This is a genomic window from Sphaerisporangium aureirubrum (genome assembly GCF_042658925.1).
Lineage (GTDB): Bacteria > Actinomycetota > Actinomycetes > Streptosporangiales > Streptosporangiaceae > Sphaerisporangium > Sphaerisporangium aureirubrum.
The window spans coordinates 22,192-42,443 of the sequence record NZ_JBHSRF010000080.1; the positions used below are offsets into that span (position 1 = coordinate 22,192).

General features: G+C 72.4%; 14 protein-coding genes. 7 read left to right on the forward strand and 7 right to left on the reverse strand.

Annotation, left to right across the window (positions count from 1 at the left end; genetic code table 11):
- Positions 1-45 precede the first annotated feature (45 nt).
- Positions 46-1,641 carry a TIGR03086 family metal-binding protein gene (locus tag ACFP1K_RS33985; RefSeq protein ID WP_380761186.1) on the forward strand — a complete coding sequence of 532 codons (1,596 nt, stop codon included), beginning with the start codon at positions 46-48 and terminating at the stop codon, positions 1,639-1,641.
- Between the two features lie 811 nt (positions 1,642-2,452).
- Here ACFP1K_RS33985 and ACFP1K_RS33990 read toward each other — a convergent pair.
- Positions 2,453-3,115, reverse strand: a complete 663-nt coding sequence (locus ACFP1K_RS33990) for an alpha/beta fold hydrolase (RefSeq protein WP_380761188.1) — start codon at positions 3,113-3,115, stop codon at positions 2,453-2,455.
- A gap of 260 nt (positions 3,116-3,375) precedes the next feature.
- Here ACFP1K_RS33990 and ACFP1K_RS33995 point away from each other — a divergent pair, with 260 nt between their 5' ends.
- Positions 3,376-4,056, forward strand: a complete 681-nt coding sequence (locus ACFP1K_RS33995) for a DUF4328 domain-containing protein (RefSeq protein ID WP_380761189.1) — start codon at positions 3,376-3,378, stop codon at positions 4,054-4,056.
- On the opposite strand, the gene ACFP1K_RS34000 is transcribed toward ACFP1K_RS33995, so the two are convergent.
- The 6 genes from ACFP1K_RS34000 to ACFP1K_RS34025 form a co-directional block, all read right to left on the reverse strand.
- Positions 4,053-8,459: an nSTAND1 domain-containing NTPase gene (locus tag ACFP1K_RS34000; protein WP_380761191.1), complete on the reverse strand. Its 4,407-nt coding sequence runs from the start codon at positions 8,457-8,459 to the stop codon at positions 4,053-4,055. The genes ACFP1K_RS33995 and ACFP1K_RS34000 overlap by 4 nt on opposite strands.
- A 30-nt stretch (positions 8,460-8,489) precedes the next feature.
- On the reverse strand, positions 8,490-10,415 hold the full coding sequence (locus ACFP1K_RS34005) for a WD40 repeat domain-containing serine/threonine protein kinase (protein ID WP_380761193.1): 1,926 nt from the start codon (positions 10,413-10,415) through the stop codon (positions 8,490-8,492).
- A 115-nt stretch (positions 10,416-10,530) separates the two neighbouring features.
- Positions 10,531-10,944, reverse strand: coding sequence for a type II toxin-antitoxin system VapC family toxin (locus ACFP1K_RS34010; protein WP_380761195.1), 414 nt, complete (start codon positions 10,942-10,944; stop codon positions 10,531-10,533).
- Positions 10,941-11,165: a FitA-like ribbon-helix-helix domain-containing protein gene (locus ACFP1K_RS34015; RefSeq protein ID WP_380761197.1), complete on the reverse strand. Its 225-nt coding sequence runs from the start codon at positions 11,163-11,165 to the stop codon at positions 10,941-10,943. The genes ACFP1K_RS34010 and ACFP1K_RS34015 overlap by 4 nt, the downstream gene beginning before the upstream one ends.
- Positions 11,166-11,211: 46 nt before the next feature.
- Positions 11,212-14,739: a DNA polymerase III subunit alpha gene (locus ACFP1K_RS34020; RefSeq protein WP_380761209.1), complete on the reverse strand. Its 3,528-nt coding sequence runs from the start codon at positions 14,737-14,739 to the stop codon at positions 11,212-11,214.
- Complete coding sequence (locus tag ACFP1K_RS34025; RefSeq protein ID WP_380761199.1) at positions 14,739-15,005, reverse strand: DUF6504 family protein; 267 nt, start codon at positions 15,003-15,005, stop codon at positions 14,739-14,741. The genes ACFP1K_RS34020 and ACFP1K_RS34025 overlap by 1 nt, the downstream gene beginning before the upstream one ends.
- Before the next feature lie 282 nt (positions 15,006-15,287).
- On the opposite strand from ACFP1K_RS34025, the gene ACFP1K_RS34030 reads away from it, so the two are divergent.
- From ACFP1K_RS34030 to ACFP1K_RS34050, 5 genes are all read left to right on the forward strand, one after another.
- Positions 15,288-16,448 carry an ABC transporter substrate-binding protein gene (locus tag ACFP1K_RS34030; RefSeq protein ID WP_380761201.1) on the forward strand — a complete coding sequence of 387 codons (1,161 nt, stop codon included), beginning with the start codon at positions 15,288-15,290 and terminating at the stop codon, positions 16,446-16,448.
- Between the two features lie 25 nt (positions 16,449-16,473).
- Positions 16,474-17,367: an ABC transporter permease gene (locus tag ACFP1K_RS34035; protein WP_380761203.1), complete on the forward strand. Its 894-nt coding sequence runs from the start codon at positions 16,474-16,476 to the stop codon at positions 17,365-17,367.
- Positions 17,355-18,224: an ABC transporter permease gene (locus ACFP1K_RS34040; RefSeq protein ID WP_380761205.1), complete on the forward strand. Its 870-nt coding sequence runs from the start codon at positions 17,355-17,357 to the stop codon at positions 18,222-18,224. Before ACFP1K_RS34035 ends, ACFP1K_RS34040 begins: the two co-directional genes overlap by 13 nt.
- Complete coding sequence (locus ACFP1K_RS34045; protein ID WP_380761207.1) at positions 18,221-19,300, forward strand: ABC transporter ATP-binding protein; 1,080 nt, start codon at positions 18,221-18,223, stop codon at positions 19,298-19,300. The genes ACFP1K_RS34040 and ACFP1K_RS34045 overlap by 4 nt, the downstream gene beginning before the upstream one ends.
- Positions 19,301-19,421: 121 nt before the next feature.
- A partial coding sequence (locus ACFP1K_RS34050; RefSeq protein WP_380761211.1) for a serine/threonine-protein kinase occupies positions 19,422-20,252 on the forward strand: 831 nt, incomplete at its 3' end.

The following is a 20,252-nucleotide window of genomic DNA, read 5'->3' on the forward strand; positions in this document are numbered from 1 at the left end:
GACGGGGTTGACTCTCCCATTGTGGGAGACCTGAGAGTGTTTCGCGTGCGGGGCGACGAGGACGCGTTGCTGAGCATCGGAGAGCTGGCGGAGCGGACGGGGTTGTCGGTGAAGCTGATCCGGCACTGGTCCGATGTCGGCGTGGTACCGGCGGCGGGACGTACGACGGCCGGTTACCGGCTCTTCGACGGTCAGTCCGTGGCCCGGGTGGAGCTCGCGCGGACCCTTCGCGACCTCGGGCTCGGCTTGGCCGCCATCGGGGAGATCGTCGAGCGCGGGCGCGACCTTGCCGAGGTCGCGGCCATCCACGCGGACGCCATGGAGGTGCGCATCCGTACGTTGCGGCGGCAGCAGGCGGTGCTGCGGTCCGTCGCCAGGCGTAAATCCACTCCCGAGGAGCTTTTCTTCATGACCAAGCTGGCACGACTGTCCGCCGCCGAGCGCAACGCGATGATCCGCGACTTCGTCGCCGACGTCGTGGGGGATCTCGACGTGCCCACGTATCGAGACGGGCTGCTCGCGGGGTTGCCCGACCTTCCGGACAACCCCACGTCGGAGCAGGTCGACGCCTGGATCGAGCTCGGCGGACTCCTCGGCGATCCCCAGCTGCGCGCGGCGATGCGCCGCATGGCCGAGTACGCCGCCCGGCACGCGCCCGGCACGCACGACGAGGACGACCTGCGTGCCGTCGAAGACGTCACCGAGATGTGGCTGGGTGAGGTGAAGGCGGCGACCGAGGCCGGGCTCGCCGCCGACTCGGCGGCCGCTGAACCCGTCGTGGCGAGGGTCGTCGCGGCCTGGCTCCCCACTCAGGCCGTCGCGGGCTACGCGCCGGACGGCGACGGCGCCGAGCCGAGACGCCGGTTGCTGGAGCAGCTCGAACTCGCCGCCGACCCGCGCGCCGAGCGGTACTGGCAGTTGATGTGCGTCATCAACGGCTGGCCCGTGCGGCCGAGCATGGCGGCGGCGGGCCAGTGGCTGATGACCGCCCTGCGGTCGAACCCCGAGCCGGGTGCCCGCGCCGCCCGCGTCGCCGGCATGGCGGACGACGACGTCACCGGCACGGATCCGGCCCTGAAGCTGGACGGGTGCCGGCGCGTCCTCGCGGAGGTCGGACGACTGGTCGTGGCCGTCCCCCTCGATCGCATGGACGACCCGACCCCCTGCGACGACTGGAACGTCCGCGCCCTGCTCGACCACCTGGTCTGGGAGAACCTGCTGTGGACGAGCCTGGCCACAGGTGCCCCGCGCTCCGACTTCACCGACGACCACCTCGGCGACGACCCCGCCGGCGCCTTCCACGCCGCCGCCCGTGCGACGCTCACGGCCTTCGAGCGTCCGGGCATGCTCCAGGAGCGTTTCGGCCCCGCCCCCGGCTGGCGCCTGGTCGAACAGGTGACCATCGAAATGCTCGTCCACGGCTGGGACCTGGCCAAGGCCCTCGGCCTCCCGGCCGACCTCGCCCCAGACGTCGCACAAGCCGTACTGCCGGCCGTCGTAGAGATCTACGGCGACCTCCCTCGCACCCCCGGCGGCTCCTTCGCCCCCGCCCACCCACCCCTGGACACCGCCACCCCTGCCGACCGCCTGGCCGCCTACCTGGGCCGCACCGTCGACTGGTCCCCACCCCGGCCGTCGTGACCGCACACCGGGGTGGCGGAAATCCCCGTGATTCACGGTCAATCGGCAGGTGGTCCCTGAGGCCCGGCAGGACCGGGGGTGCGGGGGTGTCCCCCGCATGAGGACAGCCCTTGCGACTTTCCGCGCGCAGCGCGCCCTCCACGACGACCGTTTCAGCGGCGCCCGCGCACGTCGCGGGTCGTTCGTCGTACGGCGATGCCGCCGAAGCCCCCGGCGCCTCATCGGGACTCGTCCTACCGGCACCGCGCACGTCGCGGGTCGCTCGTCATGCGGCGATGCCCCCGAAGCCCCCGGCGCCTCATCGGGACTCGTCCTACCGGCACCGCGCACGTCGCGGGTCGCTCGTCATGCGGCGATGCCGCCGAAGCCCCAGCACCTCATCGGAACTCGTCCTACCGGCGCCGGGTCGGCGAGTCGTGGTACGGCGAACACGGCGCCACCGTACGGCGGGGAACCGGCCCATCGGAACGCGTCGCGGTGGAGCAGGGTGAGCCCGGCAGGCCCGGGGGCGCGGGGGTGTCCCCCGCATGAGCACAGCCCTTGCGGCTTCCGCGCGAAGCGCGCCCTCCGGCAAGGACCATTTCACCTGGCGCCGCACCCACCACAGGTTGATCGCCGCACGGCGGCGCCGACTTCGCCGTACCACGACTCGCCGACCCGGCGCCGGTAGGTGTTCCTCGGGGAGCGGCGACGAGATGCCGGCGCCGTACGGCTCGTCCTGCGGACTGCGCGACGGCGGGACAGGTGGGGGTCAGGGATGGAGGGGGCCCAAGTGGAGGGGGGCCCAAGTGGAGGGGGCCAAGTGGAGGGGTCAGGGGTGGAGGAAGGGGTCTACGGCGGTGTGGAAGCCATTTGGGTCGGTGGTGTGGATCAGGTGGCCGGTGTCGAGGGTTTGTAGGTGGGCGGTGGGGATGAGGGTGGCCAGGGGTTCGGGTCTTACGTGGCTTTTGGGGCCGCCGGAGAGGATGAGGGTGGGGGTGGTTATCTGCTTGAGGGAGTCTCGCCAGGTGGGGTCGGGGGTGGTGAACTGGCTCTCGGTCTGGTGGACCATCTGCCAGTCGAAGCCCTTGGAATCGTCTTCCTGGACCGGGGGGCGGGTCATCGGGAAGGGGGGCGGGGGGTCTTCCAGGACCATCCGGTCCAGGCGGTGGGGGTGGGTCATGGCGAGGTGGTAGGCGACCACGCCGCCCAGGGAGTGGCCGACGACGGAGGCGCGGTCGAGTTTGAGGTGGTCCAGGAGGGCGCGGACGTCCTCGGCCATCACCGGGAAGCGGTAGTCGCCGGCGTACTCGCTGGCGCCGTGGCCGCGCAGGTCCACGGCGAACACGCGGTGGCGGGCGGCGAAGCGGGCGATCGAGTCGCCCCAGTCGGCGTGGGTGGCGGTGCGGCCGTGCAGCAGGACCAGGGGTGAGCCGGTCGTGCCTTCCATCCAGTAGGCGAGCCCGATTCCGTTGACGTGTGCCCGGATCAACATTTGGCCCATGGTAGTGAGCCAGGTATCGGGCATTCCATATCCAATATCAATAATCCAGGTGTTAGCCCAGGTCGGCGGCGGTTCCAGCGGGGTTACGCCCTCGGCTTACCCGCATGTCCGGACGGGTCCGGGATAAGGGGGATCTTCTGGGCCGGAGGGTCGATTAGGGGGATCGCGGACTGGATACAAGTCCGAGCAGGCGTCGCGTCACGTCACCGTGGGCCGGATGGCTGTGCCGCGCATGCCGAGGGGAGATTGACATGCGCTACGCGCGGTCCGCACTGGGCAGGGCGGCGATGGGCGTCTACCTGGCGCTCGCCGCTCAGATCGCCACCTTGGCCTGCCTGGTCGTCTTCGAGGAGGCCAGGGGCAGGCAGCTCGCCCACCAGGTCGCGGTGCTCGGCACAGATCCGCGTGCCCCGGAGACGCAGGCCATGGTCGGCGCGGTGACGTGGTTCGCCGTGCTGATGCTGCTGGTGGTGGCGGCCACCATCGCCGCCGGATGCTCGTACTTCAGCTGGCTGCGCCGGGCCGGCGCCACACCCGGGATGATCGCCATCGCGTGGTTCGTGCCCGTGCTGAACCTCGCCGCCCCGGCCCTGCTCCTGCACTCCCTGCGCGCGGACGCCACCGGCGTGCGGGACAGCCGCCGCGGGTCGTGGCTGGCACTGCTGGCCGCGTGGTGGGCCTGCTGGCTGGCCACGCTGTTCCTGATCGCGATACGGCTGCCGATCGGCGAGACCTCCCAGGGCCGCGCGCTGACCGGCCTCGGCCCCACGGAGCTGGCCGTGGCGGTCCTGGCCGCCGTGCTGTGTGCCGCGACGGTCCGCGAGGTCACCGTCGCCAAGTGGAGCACCCGCCCCTCCGGCCTGGCACCGCGCCTCAAGCTGCTGCCGGCCTTGCGGGCGCTGCCCCGGCACACCTACCCGGCCGGGGACTAGCAGATCTTCCGGTACGGCTCGTCGCGCAGGTAGTGCGTCCATTCCTGCGGCGTGAAGGTGCGCCCGGCGATGGCGCAGACGGCGGCGGCCGGGTCGGCGGGCACGGCGACGTCCCACGTCGAGGCGATGCCGTTGCCGACGCCGGCCAGCGTGGTCCCGTCCGGGCTGAACAGGAGCCGGTACACCGCGTCGGTGTGGCCGACGCGGGGTTCCCCGACGGGACGGCCGGTGGCGACGTCCCACAGCCGGACCGTGCCGTCCGCAGCGCCGCTGGCGAGCAGCGAGCCGTCCGGGCTGAAGGCGACCTGCCACACCGGCTCGGTGTGGCCGATCAGCGGTTGCCCCACGGCCCGGCCGTTGACCGCGTCCCACAGCCGGACGACGTCGTCCTCCCCCGCGCTGGCCAGTCTCGACCCGTCGGGACTGAACGCGAGGTGGTTCACCGTGCCGGTGTGACCGGTCAGCGGGGGCCCGACCGCGCGGCCGGTGGCCGGGTCCCACAACCGCACCGTGCCGTCCTCCTGCCCGGCGGCGAGTCGCGTCCCGGTCCGGTTGAAGGCGATCTGCGGGGCGGGGGCGCCTCCCGCTCCGATGAGCGGCCCGGCCCTCCGCCATCCCGACCGCGCGTCCACCAGGGACACCCGGCCGCCACCGGCCAGCGTCCTGCCGTCCGGGCCGAAGGCGATCGGGTCGGACGCCCCGGCGATGTACGGCACCCGCGGGTTGACCGGACGGCCGGTGGCGGTGTCCCAGACGCGGACCGTGTTGTCGTCTCCGCGGGAGGCCACGAGCTTGCGGTCCGGGCTGAGGACGACCTGGATGACCGTTCCGCGGTGACCGGTCATCGGCGGTCCGATCGGCCGGCCCGTGGCGGTGTCCCACAGCCGGATCTCGCTGAGCTGCGAGCCGCCGAGGGTGACCACCACGGTGCCGGTGGCGTCGAAGCCGCTGGGGAGGGCCCCGGCGCCCAGGGTGATCCGGCCGGACGAGCGGCCGGTGGCGAGGTCCCACGATTCGACGGCGCCGGACTCCTCCGCGGTGAGCAGCCTGCCGTCCTTGAACCCGACGGCCTGCACGGTGCCGAGGTAGCCGGTGGCCGGTTCCCCCACCCGGCGCCCGGTGGCGACCTTCCACAGCCGGATCGTGCGGTCCTCCCCCGTGCTGGCGAGCGTGCCGTCCCGGCCGAAGACCACCCGGTTCACCGGGCCCGTGTGCCCGACCAGGGGACGGCTGACCGACCGGCCGGTGCTCATCTCCCACAGCCTGATCGTGTGGTCCACACCGGACGTCGCCAGCGTGGCGCCGTCGGGGCTGATCGCCATGGCGTGCACGGCGCCGGTGTGACCGATGGACGGCTCACCGATGAGGCGGCGGGCGGCGGGGTCCCACAGGCGGATGACACCTTCGCTGTCGGCGCTGACCAGCGTGCGGCCGTCCGGGCTGAAGGCCATCTGGTAGACGGCCGCGCCGTGGCCGGCGAGCGGGGTGCCGGAGGGTCGGCCGGTCGCCGTGTCCCACAACCGGATCGTGGTGTCGTTGCCGGCCGTGGCCATGAGCCTTCCGTCCGGGCTGAACGCGAGCTGCTGGATGGCGTCGGTGTGGCCGTTGAGGGGACGGCCGATGGGGCGGCCGTACGGCATCCGCCACAACCGGATGGTGTCCTCGTCGCCGTAGGTGGCCAGCACGCCCCCGTCCGGGCTGAAGAACGGATGCACGCCCCCCTTGTGACCGGTCAGGGGCTTACCTATCGGGCGGCGGGTCACCGGGTCCCACAACCGGGCGGTGCCGTCATTGCCGCCACTGACCAGGGTCCGGCCGTCGGGACTGAACGCCACCTCGTACACCGCGTCCGCGTGGCCGGACAGCGGCTCGCCGAGAGGGCGCTGGGTCGCGGTGTCCCACAACTGGATGTGCGGGAGTCCGGCGGTGGCCAGCATGCGTCCGTCCGGACTGAAGGCCAGGTCGTAGCCGGTGCCGGATCTGCTGACCATCGGCCGCCCCAGCGGGCGGCGGGCCGCCGTGTCCCAGAGGCGGACCGTGCCGTCCTGGGCGGTGCTGGCGAGGGTCCGGCCGTCGGGGCCGAACACGATGCCGTTGACGGCGCCGGTGTGGCCGGTGAGCGCGCCGCGGGCCGGGCTGGCGAGGGCGTTCAGCAGGCTGAGGCGGGCCTCGGCGGTGGGGGCCGTGCGCCAGGCGGCGACGGCGAGGAGCTGGGAGGCCGCGGGGTCGAACGCCCCCACCCAGGCGCTGTCGGAGGCGAGTTGCCGGGACAGGGCACGCAGGCTTTCCGCGCCCGCGCGGCCGGCGGCGTTGGTGGCGACCAGCGTCCCGGCGAGGGAGACGACGAGGGCCAGGACGAGCGCCACCACCGTCAGCCAGCGGTTGCGTTGCCGCTGGACCTCGGCCCGTTCGCTCATCCCCAGGAACTCGCTCGGCACCGCGGCCGGCGGCGGATAGTTCTCCGGCGCGGCCGCCCACCGCTCGCGTTCCTGCCGGACCGCCGCCAGGCGGGTGCCCCGGTACAGGAAGGACGGGTCGCGGCCGTGGTCCGCCCAGTCGCGGGCGTCGTCGAGGAACTGGTGGTAGAGGATCTGGCCGGCCTGGTCCTCCTGGAGCCAGCCGCGCAGGCGGGGCCAGGCGTGCAGCAGCGCGTCGTGGGCGATCTCGGCGACGCGGTCGCCGAGGACCAGGAGGCGTTTGGCGGTGAACGCCTCCAGCACCGCGTCGACGTCGGCGCGGCGGCCGGGGGCGGCGTGGCCGTACAGGTCGTCGCGGGCCACCGGGCGGCGGGTGGCGCGGCCGTCGCCGGAGACGACGGTCATGCGCTGGAAGACCTCGCGGGCAACGGCCTGGCGGTGCGCCGGCAGGGCGTCGTAGACGGCGTCGGCGCTGGACTGCACGGCGTGACGGACGCCGCCCGCCCTGCCGTACCCGCGCAGGGTCAGCAGGTCTCCCTCGCGGTTCTCCCAGGTCAGCAGCATGGCCTGGGACAACAGCGGCAGCACCCCGGCCGCCCGCCCCTCGGTTCCGAGCTCGGCCAGCACGGTCTCGGCCAGCCCGTTCTCGATCTTCAGGCCCGCCGCCGCGGCCGGGCCGGTGACGGCGCGGCGCAGTTCGTCGCCGGTCATCGGCCCGACCACGAACTGGCCCTCCTGAAGGGCCTCGACCAGCACCGGATGGGCGGCGCACCGGTCGACGTAGTCACCCCGCACCGCCAGGACCACCAGCGCCCCGGGGTCCTCCGGCGGGACGGACGCGGCCGCGGCGAGCGCCGTGACGAACGCCTCGCGCCGCCCGGCGTCGCCGCCGAGGGTGAAGATCTCCTCGAACTGGTCCACCACGATCACCAGCCGGTCGGCGCCCCGCGCCAGGACGGCCTGCCGTACGGCTAGGTGCGCGCGGCCGGGGTCCCCGGCCAGCGAGCGCGCCAGCGTCGCCGCGTCCGTCCCGCCGAGCGCCGACAGGTGGGCCGCGAGCTCCTCCAGCGGGTCCCGCCCGGGGGTGACCACGATGCTCGCCCACCGCCCGGACCCCGGCAGCAGCCCCTTGGCCAGCCCCGGCAGCAACCCCGCGCGGATCAGCGACGACTTGCCCGCCCCCGAGGCCCCGGTCACCGTCACCAGGCTCGGCCGTCCCAGCCGCTCCGCGACCTTCCCGAGCAGCTTGGCGGTCATCAGCTCGCGCCCGTGGAACACCTCCGCGTGGTCTTCCTGGAACGGAAGCAGCCCCCGGTACGGGCATCCCTCCCGGACGGCACGCGGCCCGGCCCGCTCCCCCCGGCGGCGCCGCCCGATGACGGCGAGGTCCTCGCGGATCAGCGTGAGCTGCATCGACTGCTCCCGCATCCGGTCCCGGTCGAAGCGGCGCTCGGCGTCCTGCCGGTGCAGGATCTCCTGGATCTCGGCCGCCTTCTCCCCGACCCCGGTGATCAGGAACCGGAACTCGTCCAGCTCCTCTCCGAGCTCCGCGAACGCCGAGGTGATCTGCCGCTGGATCGCCTGGTCGCCGCTCTCGACCGCCGCCTCCAGGGCCACCCCCGCCGCGCCGATCTCCCGCAGCACCGCCGCGATCTCCGCCCGCAGCCCGGCCGCGTCCACTCCTTCGAGGGCCGCCGTGAGCCTTCCGGCGAGCTCACTCTCCACCTCCGGGCCGGACGGCTCCCGTCCTCGCCGCCGCATCGCCTCGACCGACCTGCCGACCATCTCGCTCAGCAGGTTGGTCCCGACCCCGGCGGCCAGCCCGAGCCCGGCCACGGCCGCCCCGCCGGCCCCGGCCGCCACCACCGGGCCGAGGGCACTGGCGCAGAGCACCGCCAGCACCGCGTAGGGGGACATCTTCCAGAAGCCGCCCGCGACCCTGGCCCGGATACCGGCCCGCATCTGTTCTTCGGCGCCCACCGCCATCCCGGCCACCTCACCCGCGTCAGAAGGCGTTCAGGACCGCCACAGCTGGACTTTCCCGTCCGCGGCGCCGACGGCGAGGACGGTGCCGCCGGGGTTGAAGGCCAGCGCGGTGATGCCGTCGGACTGCTCGATGGCTTTGGCGAACGACCGGCGGGACGACACGTCCCACAGCCAGACCTTCTTGTCGGCGCCGCCGGTGGCCAGGACGGCGCCGTCCCGGCTGAAGGCCAGCGTGTTGATGCTTCCCGCGTGGCGTCTGGGCAGCGAGCCGATCAGGGTGCTGGTGTTCGGATCCCACAGCGACACCGTGCCGTTGGCGTCGCCGGCGGCGAGGAGCATGCCGTCGGGGCTGTACCCGAGGGCGAACGTCCGCCTCGGGTACTTGAGGGCCGGCTCGACCGGGACGCGCGTGGTGACGTCCCACAGTTGCAGCTCACTCGCGTTGCCCACCTCGCTGGAGGTGGCGATCATCTTGCCGTCCCGGCTCATCGCCATGCCGTCGGCGTCGTTGCCCTTGCGCGCGAACTCCGCGAGCTGCTTGAGGGTCGCCGTGTCGTACAGACGGATCTGGAAGTCGTAGTGGTGGAACACGGCCAGGGTCTTGCCGTCCGCGCTGAACACCATCTGCCGGGGGTAGTCACCGGGATCCTGGAGGGAGATCTCGCCCTTGGCCTTGCGGGTGGTCATGTCCCACAACCGCAACTTGTAGGCCGCGGCGTCTCCCGTCCCCTCGTTGCCGGCGACGGCCATGCACGTGGCGTCGTGGCTGAGCACCATCGAGAAGAGGGAACCGGCGCCGGTGGTCAGCGGCCGGCCGATGGGGGCGCGGGTGTCGGCCTTCCACCACCGCACGACGTCGTCGCCGCTGGCGCTCACCAGGGTCGCGCCGTCGGAGCCGAACCCCAGCGTCAGGATCTCCTCGCCGTGCCCGGGAAGCGCGGGGCCGAGCGAGGTGGGAGCGTCCCAGCTCGGAGTCCCGTCGCGGGTGAGGAAGTAGGCCACGGGGACGGCGCCGACCAGACCCGCGCCGAGGCCGATGAGCAGGCGCCGGCGGGTCAGGGGCGGCATCCGGAGGGGTTCACGGGCCGGGCGCGTGGACCGGGTGGGTCTGCGGGTCTGGGGCCTGGTGGGCGCGGCGGCGGGCCGGAGCAGGGCGGTGGCGGCGCGGGAGGCGGTGGGACGGGCGTCGGGGTTCTTGCTCATCAGCTCGCGTAACAACGGTTGTAACGCTCCAGCGTGCACCATCGGCGCGGGCTTGCCACGGCTGACCGCCATCAGCAGCGCGGCGGTCGTCGGGCCGCTGAACGGCGGGCGGCCCTCGGCGGCCGTGTAGAGGGTGGCGCCGAGGGACCACATGTCGGAGGCGGCGGTCGCCTCCTTGCCGTCGATCTGCTCGGGGGCCATGTAGGCGGGGGTGCCGATGACGACCCCGGTGGGGGTGAGCGTGGTGTCGCCCTCCAGCGAGGCGATGCCGAAGTCGGTGAGCACGACACGGTCGCCTTCGAGCAGGATGTTGGCTGGTTTGACGTCGCGGTGTACGATGCCCGCGGCGTGCGCGGCGGCCAGCGCGGACGCCACCTCGGCGCCGATGCGCGCGACCCACTCCAGGGACAGCCGCCCGCCCTCGTCCACCAGCTCGTTCAGGGAGCGGCCCGAGATGAGCTCCATGACGATCCAGGGCAGCCCCCGCTCGTCGGTGATCTGGTCGTACACCGTGATGATCCCGCGATGACGCAGCCCGCCGGCCGCCTGCGCCTCACGCTCCACCCGCGCCACCAGCTGGTCCCGCGCCTCCTGCCGCATCCCCGGCGGCATCCTCAACTGCTTGATCGCCACATTCCGCCGCAACCGCTCGTCCACGGCCTGCCACGCGGACCCCATCCCACCTTCACCGAGCAGCCGCACCAGCCGATACCGCCCGGCGACCACCGTACCCACGTCCTCCGCCACAAGCATCAGGAAACCATGCATGCCCATACGTTCCGGGCAGGGCTAGCCGATTGTGATTTATTTGAATTGTCCGACCTGCTGCGATGGCACGGAATCCGCAAAGAGATTCGCCGCGCGGGTACTACGTCAACGGTGGTGGGTAGCGATGTATCTCCGCTCGGTGCCCTGTCGCACCGGCGAATTTGGCGTCGTCGGTGAGCAACGGCACCTCCAGCAGCTCGGCGAGCGCCACGTACATGCCGTCGTAGGCGTTGAGGTTGTTGCGGAGCTCCAACACCCGTGGCTGCAATTGGAGCATCGAGTGCCGGACAATCTTGAGCTGCGCGTACCGGTCCAGCATCGTGCGAGCGCGCGTCTCGGTGATACGCACCTCGGGCTTGCTCGTGATGACGTGCCCGCGCACGACTGAAGCGATCTCGACGTCGATCAATGCCGGAGCATGCAGCTTACGGGTGAGCCGTTGGCGAAGAAGATCATCACCCTTCACGTTGGCCAGAAGACGGAAGACGATGGAGGCGTCTACGACAAGGGTCACCGACGGCCCTCACGCATCGTCTCGCGAACGAAGTCCGGGTCATATGGCACCGGCTCATCAGCGGCGATCCTGGCCATCACCTCGTCCAGCGTCGGAGTGGCCGCTTCCTCATTCAGCAGGTCCCGCACATAAGCCGTCAGCGACTTGCCTTCACGCTCCGCCCGGGCCTTGAGGGTTCGTTCGGTCGCGTCCGGGACGTCGCGTATCTGCATGGTTCCCATACCACCACCCTAGCATGCGGACTGCATGCAATTTAGCATGCAATGGCTACCGGCCTGTTGGGCCCGAGCTGCCGGGGCTGGTGTGCCAGAGCTTCTTCGGGGGGGTGCGGATGCCGGCGGGGGGGCCGTTGTCGGCGTAGGGGGAGATGCGGTAGCCGTTGGCGTACTTGAGGGGGGTGGCGGTGACGCCTGGGGTGGTGGGGCGGGGGGTGAGGAGGAGGTCGCGTAGGTTTTCGGGGCCTTGGGTGCGCCAGAGTTCGTCGAGGTCCACGAGGTTCCAGCAGTCCAGGGCGCGCAGGGTGACGGCGCGGCCCACGCGGCGGACGACGCCCTTGGCGAGCAGGAGCCAGGAGCTGAAGACGGTGGCGGCGCAGTGGCCCTGGACGGACTCGAAGAAGGTCAAGTCGATGGGGCCGGTGGAGTCGTCCAGGGTGGTGAAGATGACGCGCTGGCCGGAGCGGACGGCGGGGGTCTGGGTGGCGACCTTGACGCCGGCCACCAGGATCTCGGCGCCGTTGCGCATGCCGGGCAGTTCGTGGGACCTGACGACGCCGGCGGCGTCCAGGAGCTCGCGGTGGAACGCCAGGATGTGGTGGCTGACGTCCATGCCGAGGATCTCCAGCTCCGCCTGGACGGCCTCGGCCTCGGTCATCTCGGGGAACTCGCCGGGTTCGATGCGCTCGGTGAAGGCCATGGGGATCTGCACGGCCGCCGCCCGCGCGGCGGTGACGGTGCCGGCGGCGGAGGCGCGGTCCAGGGTGCCGACGTGGGCGACCAGGTCGCGGCGGGTCAGCCTGCCGGGGCGCCAGCGGGGGCCGCCGGGGTGGACGTCGTGCAGTGCGTCCAGGCCGCCGACCTCCACGATGCGCTCGGCGACGGGGCGGGAGGGGCGGGCGCGGGCCCAGAAGTCGGCGAGGGAGGTGTACGGGCGGCCGGCGACCATGCGGTCGATCTCGGCCTCGCTGATGCCTTTGACCGAAGAGAGGGGGACGCGCAGGCCGTAGCCGTGGCCGATGCGGTCCAGGTCGCCCTCGGACGGTCCTGAGGCCTGCGGCGCTGCGGAGTCCCCGGACGTGACGGAACCCCCCGGCCTGGCGGAGTCCCCAGGCGCGGCGGAGTCCCCAGGCGCGGCCGGGCCCTCGGGGGGGACCGGGGAGAGGTGGCGTTCGACGCGCCAGTGGCGGGCGGAGTGGTTGACGTCCAGGGGGAGGATGGCGACGCCGGAGCGGCGGGCGTCGTCCAGCAGGACGCGGCTCGGGTACATGCCGGGCTCGTGGGTGAGGACGCCGGCGAAGAACGCGGCGGTGTGGTGGCGTTTGAGCCAGGCCGACTGGTAGGTGGGCAGGGCGAACGCGGCGGCGTGGGCCTTGCAGAAGCCGAAGGAGCCGAAGGCGTCGAGGATGTGCCAGGCGTGGTCGGTGGTGGCGCGGTCGTACTCGGGCAGCACGTTGCTCTCCCACCACACCATGACCCCCGCCCTGGCGGAGGAGTCGCCCAGCTTGCGGCGGATGCTCTCGGCCTCCGACAGGCCGCAGCCGGTCATGACGTCGATGATGCGCAGCACCTGCTCGTGGAAGACGACCACGCCGTGCGTCTCGGCCAGCGCGTCGCGCAGCCGGGGGTGGGGGTAGGACGGCTCGCGCCAGCCGTGCCGGGCCTCCAGGTAGGGGGTCACCATGTCGGAGTTGACCGGTCCGGGGCGGAACAGCGAGATGTCCACGATCAGGTCGTGCAGCACCCGGGGTTCCAGCTTGGCGACCAGTTCGCGCTGGCCGGGGGACTCGATCTGGAAGCAGCCGAGCGTGCGCCCGGTGCGGATCATGTCGTAGGTGGGGGTGTCGTCCCGGGGCACGCCCCGCTCCAGGTCGACGTCCACGCCGTCCACCCGCTCGATCTCGCTCAGCGTGTACGCCATGGCGGACTGCATGCGCACGCCGAGCACGTCCAGCTTGAGCAGGCCGAGTTCCTCCACGTCGTCCTTGTCGAACTGGCTCATGGGGAACTCCAGCAGGCTGCGCTCCACCGGCGTGCGGTCGCGCAGCCCGGCGTTGCCGACCAGGACGCCGCAGGGGTGCAGGGCGATGTGCCGGGGCAGGCCGTCGAGCTTCTCCGCCAGCCGGAACATGGTGGTCAGGGCCCGGTCGTTCAGGCCGCTGCCGCGCAGTTCCGGCAGATCCGTCAGGGCGGTGCGGATCTGCCGGGCCCGGACGTGCGGGAACGCCTTGGCGATGGTGTCGATCTCGTGCGGCGGCAGGCCCATGGCGGCCCCGACGTCGCGGATGGCGCTGCGGGCCCGGTAGGTCTCCATCATGGACACGCACGCGACGCGGCTCTCGCCGTACCGGTCGAGGATGGCCCGGTAGCAGTCCAGCCGCCGCGCCGACTCCACGTCCACGTCGATGTCCGGCAGCCCTCGGCGGCTGTCGCACAGGAAGCGCTCCATGAGGAGGCCGTGGTCGAGGGGGTTGACCTCGCCGATGCGCAGCAGGTGGGTGACGAGGCTGCCCGCGCCGGAGCCGCGGATGGCGCAGCGCACGCCCATCTCGCGGATCATGTCCGTGATCCCGGCCACGACGATGAAATATCCGGACAGCCGCTTCCGCTCGATCACCGCCAGCTCCGCCTCCAGCCGCTCCCTGGCGTCCCTGGATCGTTCCATCCCGCGCCACGCCAGCCTCTCCTCGCAGCGCGAGCGCAGCAGCGGCACGGGGTCGCCGTCCACCTCGGGCAGGTGCAGCCGCTGCGGGTCGCCGACCAGCGCGAGGACCTCCAGAGGGTCCAGCACGCAGCGCTCGGCGACCCGGCGGGTGGCGGCGAGCAGGTCGCGCGCGCGGCCGTCGTCGCCGCAGACGCGCGACGCCATCAGCGCCATCTCCTTGCCGTCCTTGAGGTAGGCGTGCGCGGCGGAGTGCTCCAGGTGCCGGGGGTGCAGCGGCACGAGCTTGCGCGCCGCGTCCAGCACGTCCCCCACCCGGTAGTCCCCCGGGTCCAGGTGGCGCACCGCGTTGGTCAGCACGGCCGGCACGCCCGCCGGCCCGGCGAGGGCCAGCATGCGCCGGGCGACGCTCGTGTCCCGCTGCCCGTAGTGGTCGACCACCTCGACCACGAGGTCGGGGACGGCGGCCCGCCAGTCCGTGAGCAGCTCGTGCGCCCGCCGGTCGCGGCGCTCGGCCACCGCCCGGCCCACGTCGGACCTCGGGCCGAGCATGACCACCAGCTCGCCGGCGTGCCGGGCGATCATCTCGCGGGTCACCCGGGGCTCGCCCCGCTCCCCCGCCCGGTGGGCGTCGGCGGTAAGGCGGCACAGGTGGGCCCACCCGGCGGCCCTGGCCAGGACGGTCACCCGGCAGGCGTCCTCGCCGGGCCGGTCCAGCGCGAAGTCGACGCCGACGACGGGACGCAGGCCCGCCTCGGCGCACGCCTGGACGTGTTTGACCGCGCCGTACATGCCGTCGCGGTCGGTCAGCGCGAGGACGTCCATGCCGTGCGCCGCGGCGCGCGCCGCCAGGGCGGCGGGGAACGCCGAGCCGTACCGCAGCGAGTAGGCGGAGGCGACGTGCAGGTGGGGGAACATCAGTCCCACGCCCTCAGCATCAGCCAGCCCCCGCTCGCGGTGTCGAACCGCAGCTCGTAGGTGCCGGTGTCGCCGCCGGGGCTGGCCTCGACCCGCCAGAAACGCCGCTCGCCGGGGTCGCTCTCCGCGATCCGCCACCACTCGCGGGAGGTCACCCAGTGGTCGAGGACGCGGCGCACGACGTACAGCCGGTCCCGCCAGACGAAGCGGGCGGGCTCGCCGTCTCGCGTCCACACCTCGATGGGATCGCCGTAGATTCTGCTCAAGGCGGATCTTCTCCCTGGGGCCTTCGGAACTGAACACCCGGGGGAAGACGGGCGGTGCTGGTTCGAACATACGTTCCCAGCACCCCGGAGGCAAATCCGGACGAGCCGGACATGCTGCGGTAACGTGCCTGGTGATCGCAGGGATGCGTGGCACGGCCTTGACTGTGACGATCACATCAGTGTTCGTTCACACAACTACACCGGAACGCAGCGGACTAGACACTATTTATTGTCCGGGGTCGCGTAACTTTCCCCCATACCATCAGATAGCGGGAGCTAAACGTGCATTCACCCCGTACGCGTATCGTCGGCCTGGCGGCCGCCCTTACCGTCGCCACTTCCCTTGGTGCCGCCTGCGGCGCCGCCCCGACCGCCGGTTCCGGTGACGCCGGCGGCGCCGCCTCCGCCGCCAAGACGGCCACCTCCGCCGCCGACCTCGGCGGCCTGGACAAGCTGGTCGAAGCGGCCAAGAAGGAGGGACAGCTCAACGTCATCGCCCTCCCGCCGAACTGGGCCAACTACGGCGAGATCATCTCGGCGTTCTCCACCAAGTACGGCATCAAGGTCAACAGCGAGAACCCCGACGGTTCCAGCCAGGACGAGATCAACGCCGTCAAGACCCGCAAGGGCCAGGACCGCGCCCCCGACGTCCTCGACCTCGGCACCGCCTTCGCGCTCAGCGGCGCGGCGGAAGGCCTGTTCGCACCGTACAAGGTGCAGAGCTGGGACAAGATCCCCGAGGGCCAGAAGGACGCGAGCGGCACCTGGTACAACGACTACGGAGGCTACGTCTCCATCGGGTGCGACGCCAAGAAGGTGGAGAACTGCCCGCAGACCTTCGCCGACCTGCTCAAGCCCGAGTACAAGGGCAAGGTCGCGCTGAACGGCAACCCCACCAAGGCGGGCGCCGCGTTCGCGGGCGTGTACGCCGCGTCGCTGGCCAACGGCGGCAACTTCGACGACATCCAGCCCGGCATCGACTTCTTCAAGAAGCTGAAGGACACGGGCAACTTCAACCCCGTCGAGTCGACCCCGGCCACCGTGCAGAGCGGCGAGACCCCGATCAGCATCGACTGGGACTACCTCAACGCCGGCTACACCGACGAGTTCGTCAGCAAGGGCGTCGACTGGAAGGTCGCGGTCCCGAGCGACGGCAAGTACGCCCAGTTCTACGCCCAGGCGATCAACAAGGACGCCCCGCACCCCGCCGCCGCGCGCCTGTGGGAGGAGTTCCTGTACAGCCCCGAGGGCCAGAACCTGTGGCTGAAGGGCTACGCCCGCGCGGTGCTGCTGCCCGCCATGCAGACCGACGGCACGGCCGACGCCGCGCTGGTCGCCAAGCTGCCCGCGGTCGAGGGCACGCCCGAGTTCCCGACCGACGCCCAGGTCACCAAGGCCAAGGAGGTCCTGGCCACCGGCTGGGGCGCCGCGGTCTCCGGCTGATCTTGACGCACCCGGCAACGACGCCATGACCGAGACATCCTCGACGGCGCCCGCCCGCCTGCCCCGGACCACACCGGCCCGGGGCGGCCGGGGGCGCCCGCGCTCGCCCGGCTGGGCGGCCGCGCTCCCTCTACTGATCTTCATCGGGCTCGCCTTCGGGATCCCGGCCGTCGCCCTGCTCGGCGGGGCGTTCACCTCCGAGGGCTCCCTCACCACGGCCAACCTCACCGAGTCCCTCCAGGGGGCCTACCTCACCTCCCTGCTCGGCAGCGTCAAGCTGTCCGCGCTGGTCGCCGTGGTGGGCGCGGTGCTCGGCACGTTCCTCGCCCAGGCCATCGTGACCTCCCGGCACCGCGCGCTGCGCGAGGCCGTGCTGACCGCGTCCGGGGTGCTCGCCAACTTCGGCGGCGTCCCGCTGGCCTTCGCCTGGATCGCCACCCTCGGCAACTCCGGCGTCCTGACCCGCGGCCTCGGGCTGGACGGCATCGGCTGGAGCCTCTACAGCTTCTGGGGCCTCGCCCTGGTGTACCTCTACTTCTCCATCCCGCTGATGGTGCTGGTCGTCGTGCCCGCGCTGGACGGCCTGCGTCCCCAGTGGCGCGAGGCGGCCCGCAACAACGGGGCCTCGGCCTGGCAGTTCTGGCGGTACGTCGGCATCCCGGTGCTCACCCCGTCGCTGCTCGGCGGCGTGGTCCTGCTGTTCGGCGGGGCCTTCGCCGCGTACGCCACCGCCGCCGCCATGGTGGGCACGGTGGTGCCGCTGGTCACCCTGCAGATCGCGGACGCCCTGACCGGCAACGTGCTGATCGGCCACGAGAACGTGGCGCTCGCCCTCAGCTTCGACATGATCGTGGTGGCCGGCCTGGTCATGGCCGTCTACCTTCCCCTCCAGCGCAGGAGCGCGCGATGGCTGCGCTGACCCCCACCGTCCTGCCCGAGGTCACCGCCCCCGCCGGGCGGGGCGGGCGGCCCCGCCGGGTGCGCGTCTGGCGCGGCATCGTGCTCGCGCTGGCCGCGCTGTACTTCGTGGTGCCGCTGCTGGCCTCGTTCGTGTTCACCGTGAACGACCCCGTCCAGGGGTTCACGCTGGACGCCTACCTGGAGATCTTCGACGCCGAGGGCTTCGGCGCGAGCCTGCTGCTGTCGCTCGGCCTGGCCGCCGCGACCATCGTGGTGGTGCTGGCCCTGACGCTGCCCGCGATGCTGGCCGTACGGCTCAGCGCGCCGAGGCTGCGGCCGGTGATGGAGGTGCTGTGCACCCTGCCGCTGGTGGTGCCGCCCATCACCTTCGTGGCCGGGATCAGCACCGTGCTGCGCTGGGGGCCGGACTACCTCGCGACCACGCCGTTCTACCAGACGATGATCGCGATCCAGAACCCCACGTTCCCGGTCGTGCTGGTCGTCGCGTACGTCGTGCTGGCGCTGCCGTTCGTATACCGCGCGCTGGACGCCGGGCTCGGCGCGATGGACGTCCGCACGCTGGTGGAGGCCGCGCGCAACTGCGGGGCGTCCTGGCCGCAGGTGCTGCTGCGGGTCATCGTACCCAACCTGAAGTCCGGCCTCGCCAGCGCGTCGTTCCTCACCCTGGCGCTGGTGCTGGGCGAGTACACGGTGGCGCGGCTGCTCGGCTTCCAGCCGTTCTCGGTGTGGATCGTCACCATCTCCGGGTCGAACGCCGCCATGTCGGTCGCCGTGTCCATCTTCAGCCTGCTGCTGACCTGGCTGCTGCTGCTCGTCCTTTCCACCGCGGGAACCAATAGAAGGAGCGAATCGTGAACGGGGCTCGGGTGGAGTTCCGGGGGCTGCGCCGCGCGTTCGGCGCCACCACGGCCCTCGACGGGCTGGACCTGACGGTCGCGCCGGGTGAGCTGATCGCCCTGCTCGGGCCGTCCGGGTGCGGCAAGACGACGGCGCTGCGCTGCGTCGCGGGCTTCGAGACCCCCGACCAGGGGGCCGTGCTCGTCGACGGCGACGACATCACCCACGTGCCGGCCAACCGGCGCGACGCCGGGATGGTGTTCCAGTCCTACAGCCTGTTCCCCAACCTCAACGCGCGCGACAACGTGGCGTTCGGCATGCGGGTGCGCAAGGTGCCCGCCGCCAAGCGGCACGCGCGGGCCGCCGAGCTGCTGGAACTGGTCGGGCTGCCCGTGCACGGCGACCGGTACCCGCACCAGATGTCCGGCGGGCAGCAGCAGCGGGTCGCGCTGGCCCGGGCGCTGGCGCTGGAGCCGCGGGTGCTGCTGCTGGACGAGCCGCTGTCGGCGCTGGACGCCAAGGTGCGGGTCTCGCTGCGCGAGGAGATCCGGCGGCTGCAGCAGAACCTGGGCATCACGACGATCTTCGTGACGCACGACCAGGAGGAGGCGCTGTCGATCGCCGACCACGTGGCCGTCCTCAAGGACGGGCGGCTGGAGCAGTCCGGCACCCCAGCCGAGGTGTACGACACGCCCGCGACGCCGTTCGTGGCGGAGTTCGTCGGCACCATGAACCACCTGCCCGGGCGGCTGTCGGGGACGGAGGTCGAGGTGCTCGGCCAGCGGCTGCCGGTGCACGGCGCGGTGCCCTCGACGCCGGACGTCGACGTGCTGGTGCGGCCGGAGACCGTGCTGGTCACGCCGTCCGGCGACGGTCCGGCGCTGGTGGTGTCCTCCTCGTTCCGCGGCGCGTCGGTGCGGCTGCGGCTGCGGGTCGGGGAGACCGAGTTCCTGGCCGACCTGCCGGGGCACGACGCCGTGCGGCTCGCGCCCGGCGACTGTGCGTCCGTACGGCTGGTGGAACGGCCCGTGCTGGTCGCCGCGCGGACGTCCTCCGCACCGGCCGGCGCGCCGGAGGCCGTCGCGGCCGAATGAGTGCCCGTCCGGGTGCGGCCTGGCTCGATAAGGTAGGCACTCGCGAACAGGTGCATAGCGGTTAGGCGACGTGGTGAACAACCTAAGTCCGGGTGAGCCCTCCCAGATCGGCCGATACCAGGTGGTCGGCCGACTGGGCCGGGGTGGGATGGGCACGGTCTACCTCGGGCTGGACGGCACCGGGCAGCGGGTCGCCATCAAGGTGATCAACCCGGAGTACAGCCGTCACGAGCAGTTCCGCACCCGCTTCCGGCGGGAGGCCGAGTCGGCGCGCCGGGTCCGCCGCTTCTGCACGGCGGCGGTCCTGGACGCCGACCTGGACGGGGACCAGCTGTACGTGGTCACCGAGTTCGTGGACGGGCCCGACCTGGACCACGCGGTGCGCAGCGGCGGCCCGATGCGGGGGTCCAGCCTGGACGCGCTCGCCGTCGGGGTGGCGACCGCGCTGACCGCCATCCACAGCGCGGGCATCGTGCACCGGGACCTGAAGCCGTCCAACGTGCTGCTCTCCCCCGTGGGGCCCCGGGTGATCGACTTCGGCATCGCCCGTGCCATGGACACCCTGAGCGGTCTCACCGGCACCGGCCAGCTCATGGGCACGCCCCGGTACATGGCCCCCGAGACGCTGCGCGGCGAGCCGGTGTCCCCCGCGTGCGACGTCTTCTCCTGGGGGTGCCTGGTCGCCTTCGCCGCCAGCGGCCGGCCCCCGTTCGCCGCCGAGGCGCTGCCCGCCGTGGTGTACCAGATCCTCAACGCCGAACCGTCCCTCTTCGGCCTGGAACCCGCGCTGCACTCCCTGGTGCTCGCCACCCTCTCCAAGGACCCGTCCCGCCGCCCCACCTCCCAGCAGATCCTCGACCAGATGGTCGGCCGCACCACCCCCGAACACGCCGAACACTCGGTGGCCCAGGCCTGGCGCCAAGCCTCCCCCACCCTCCCCGCCGCCCCCCAG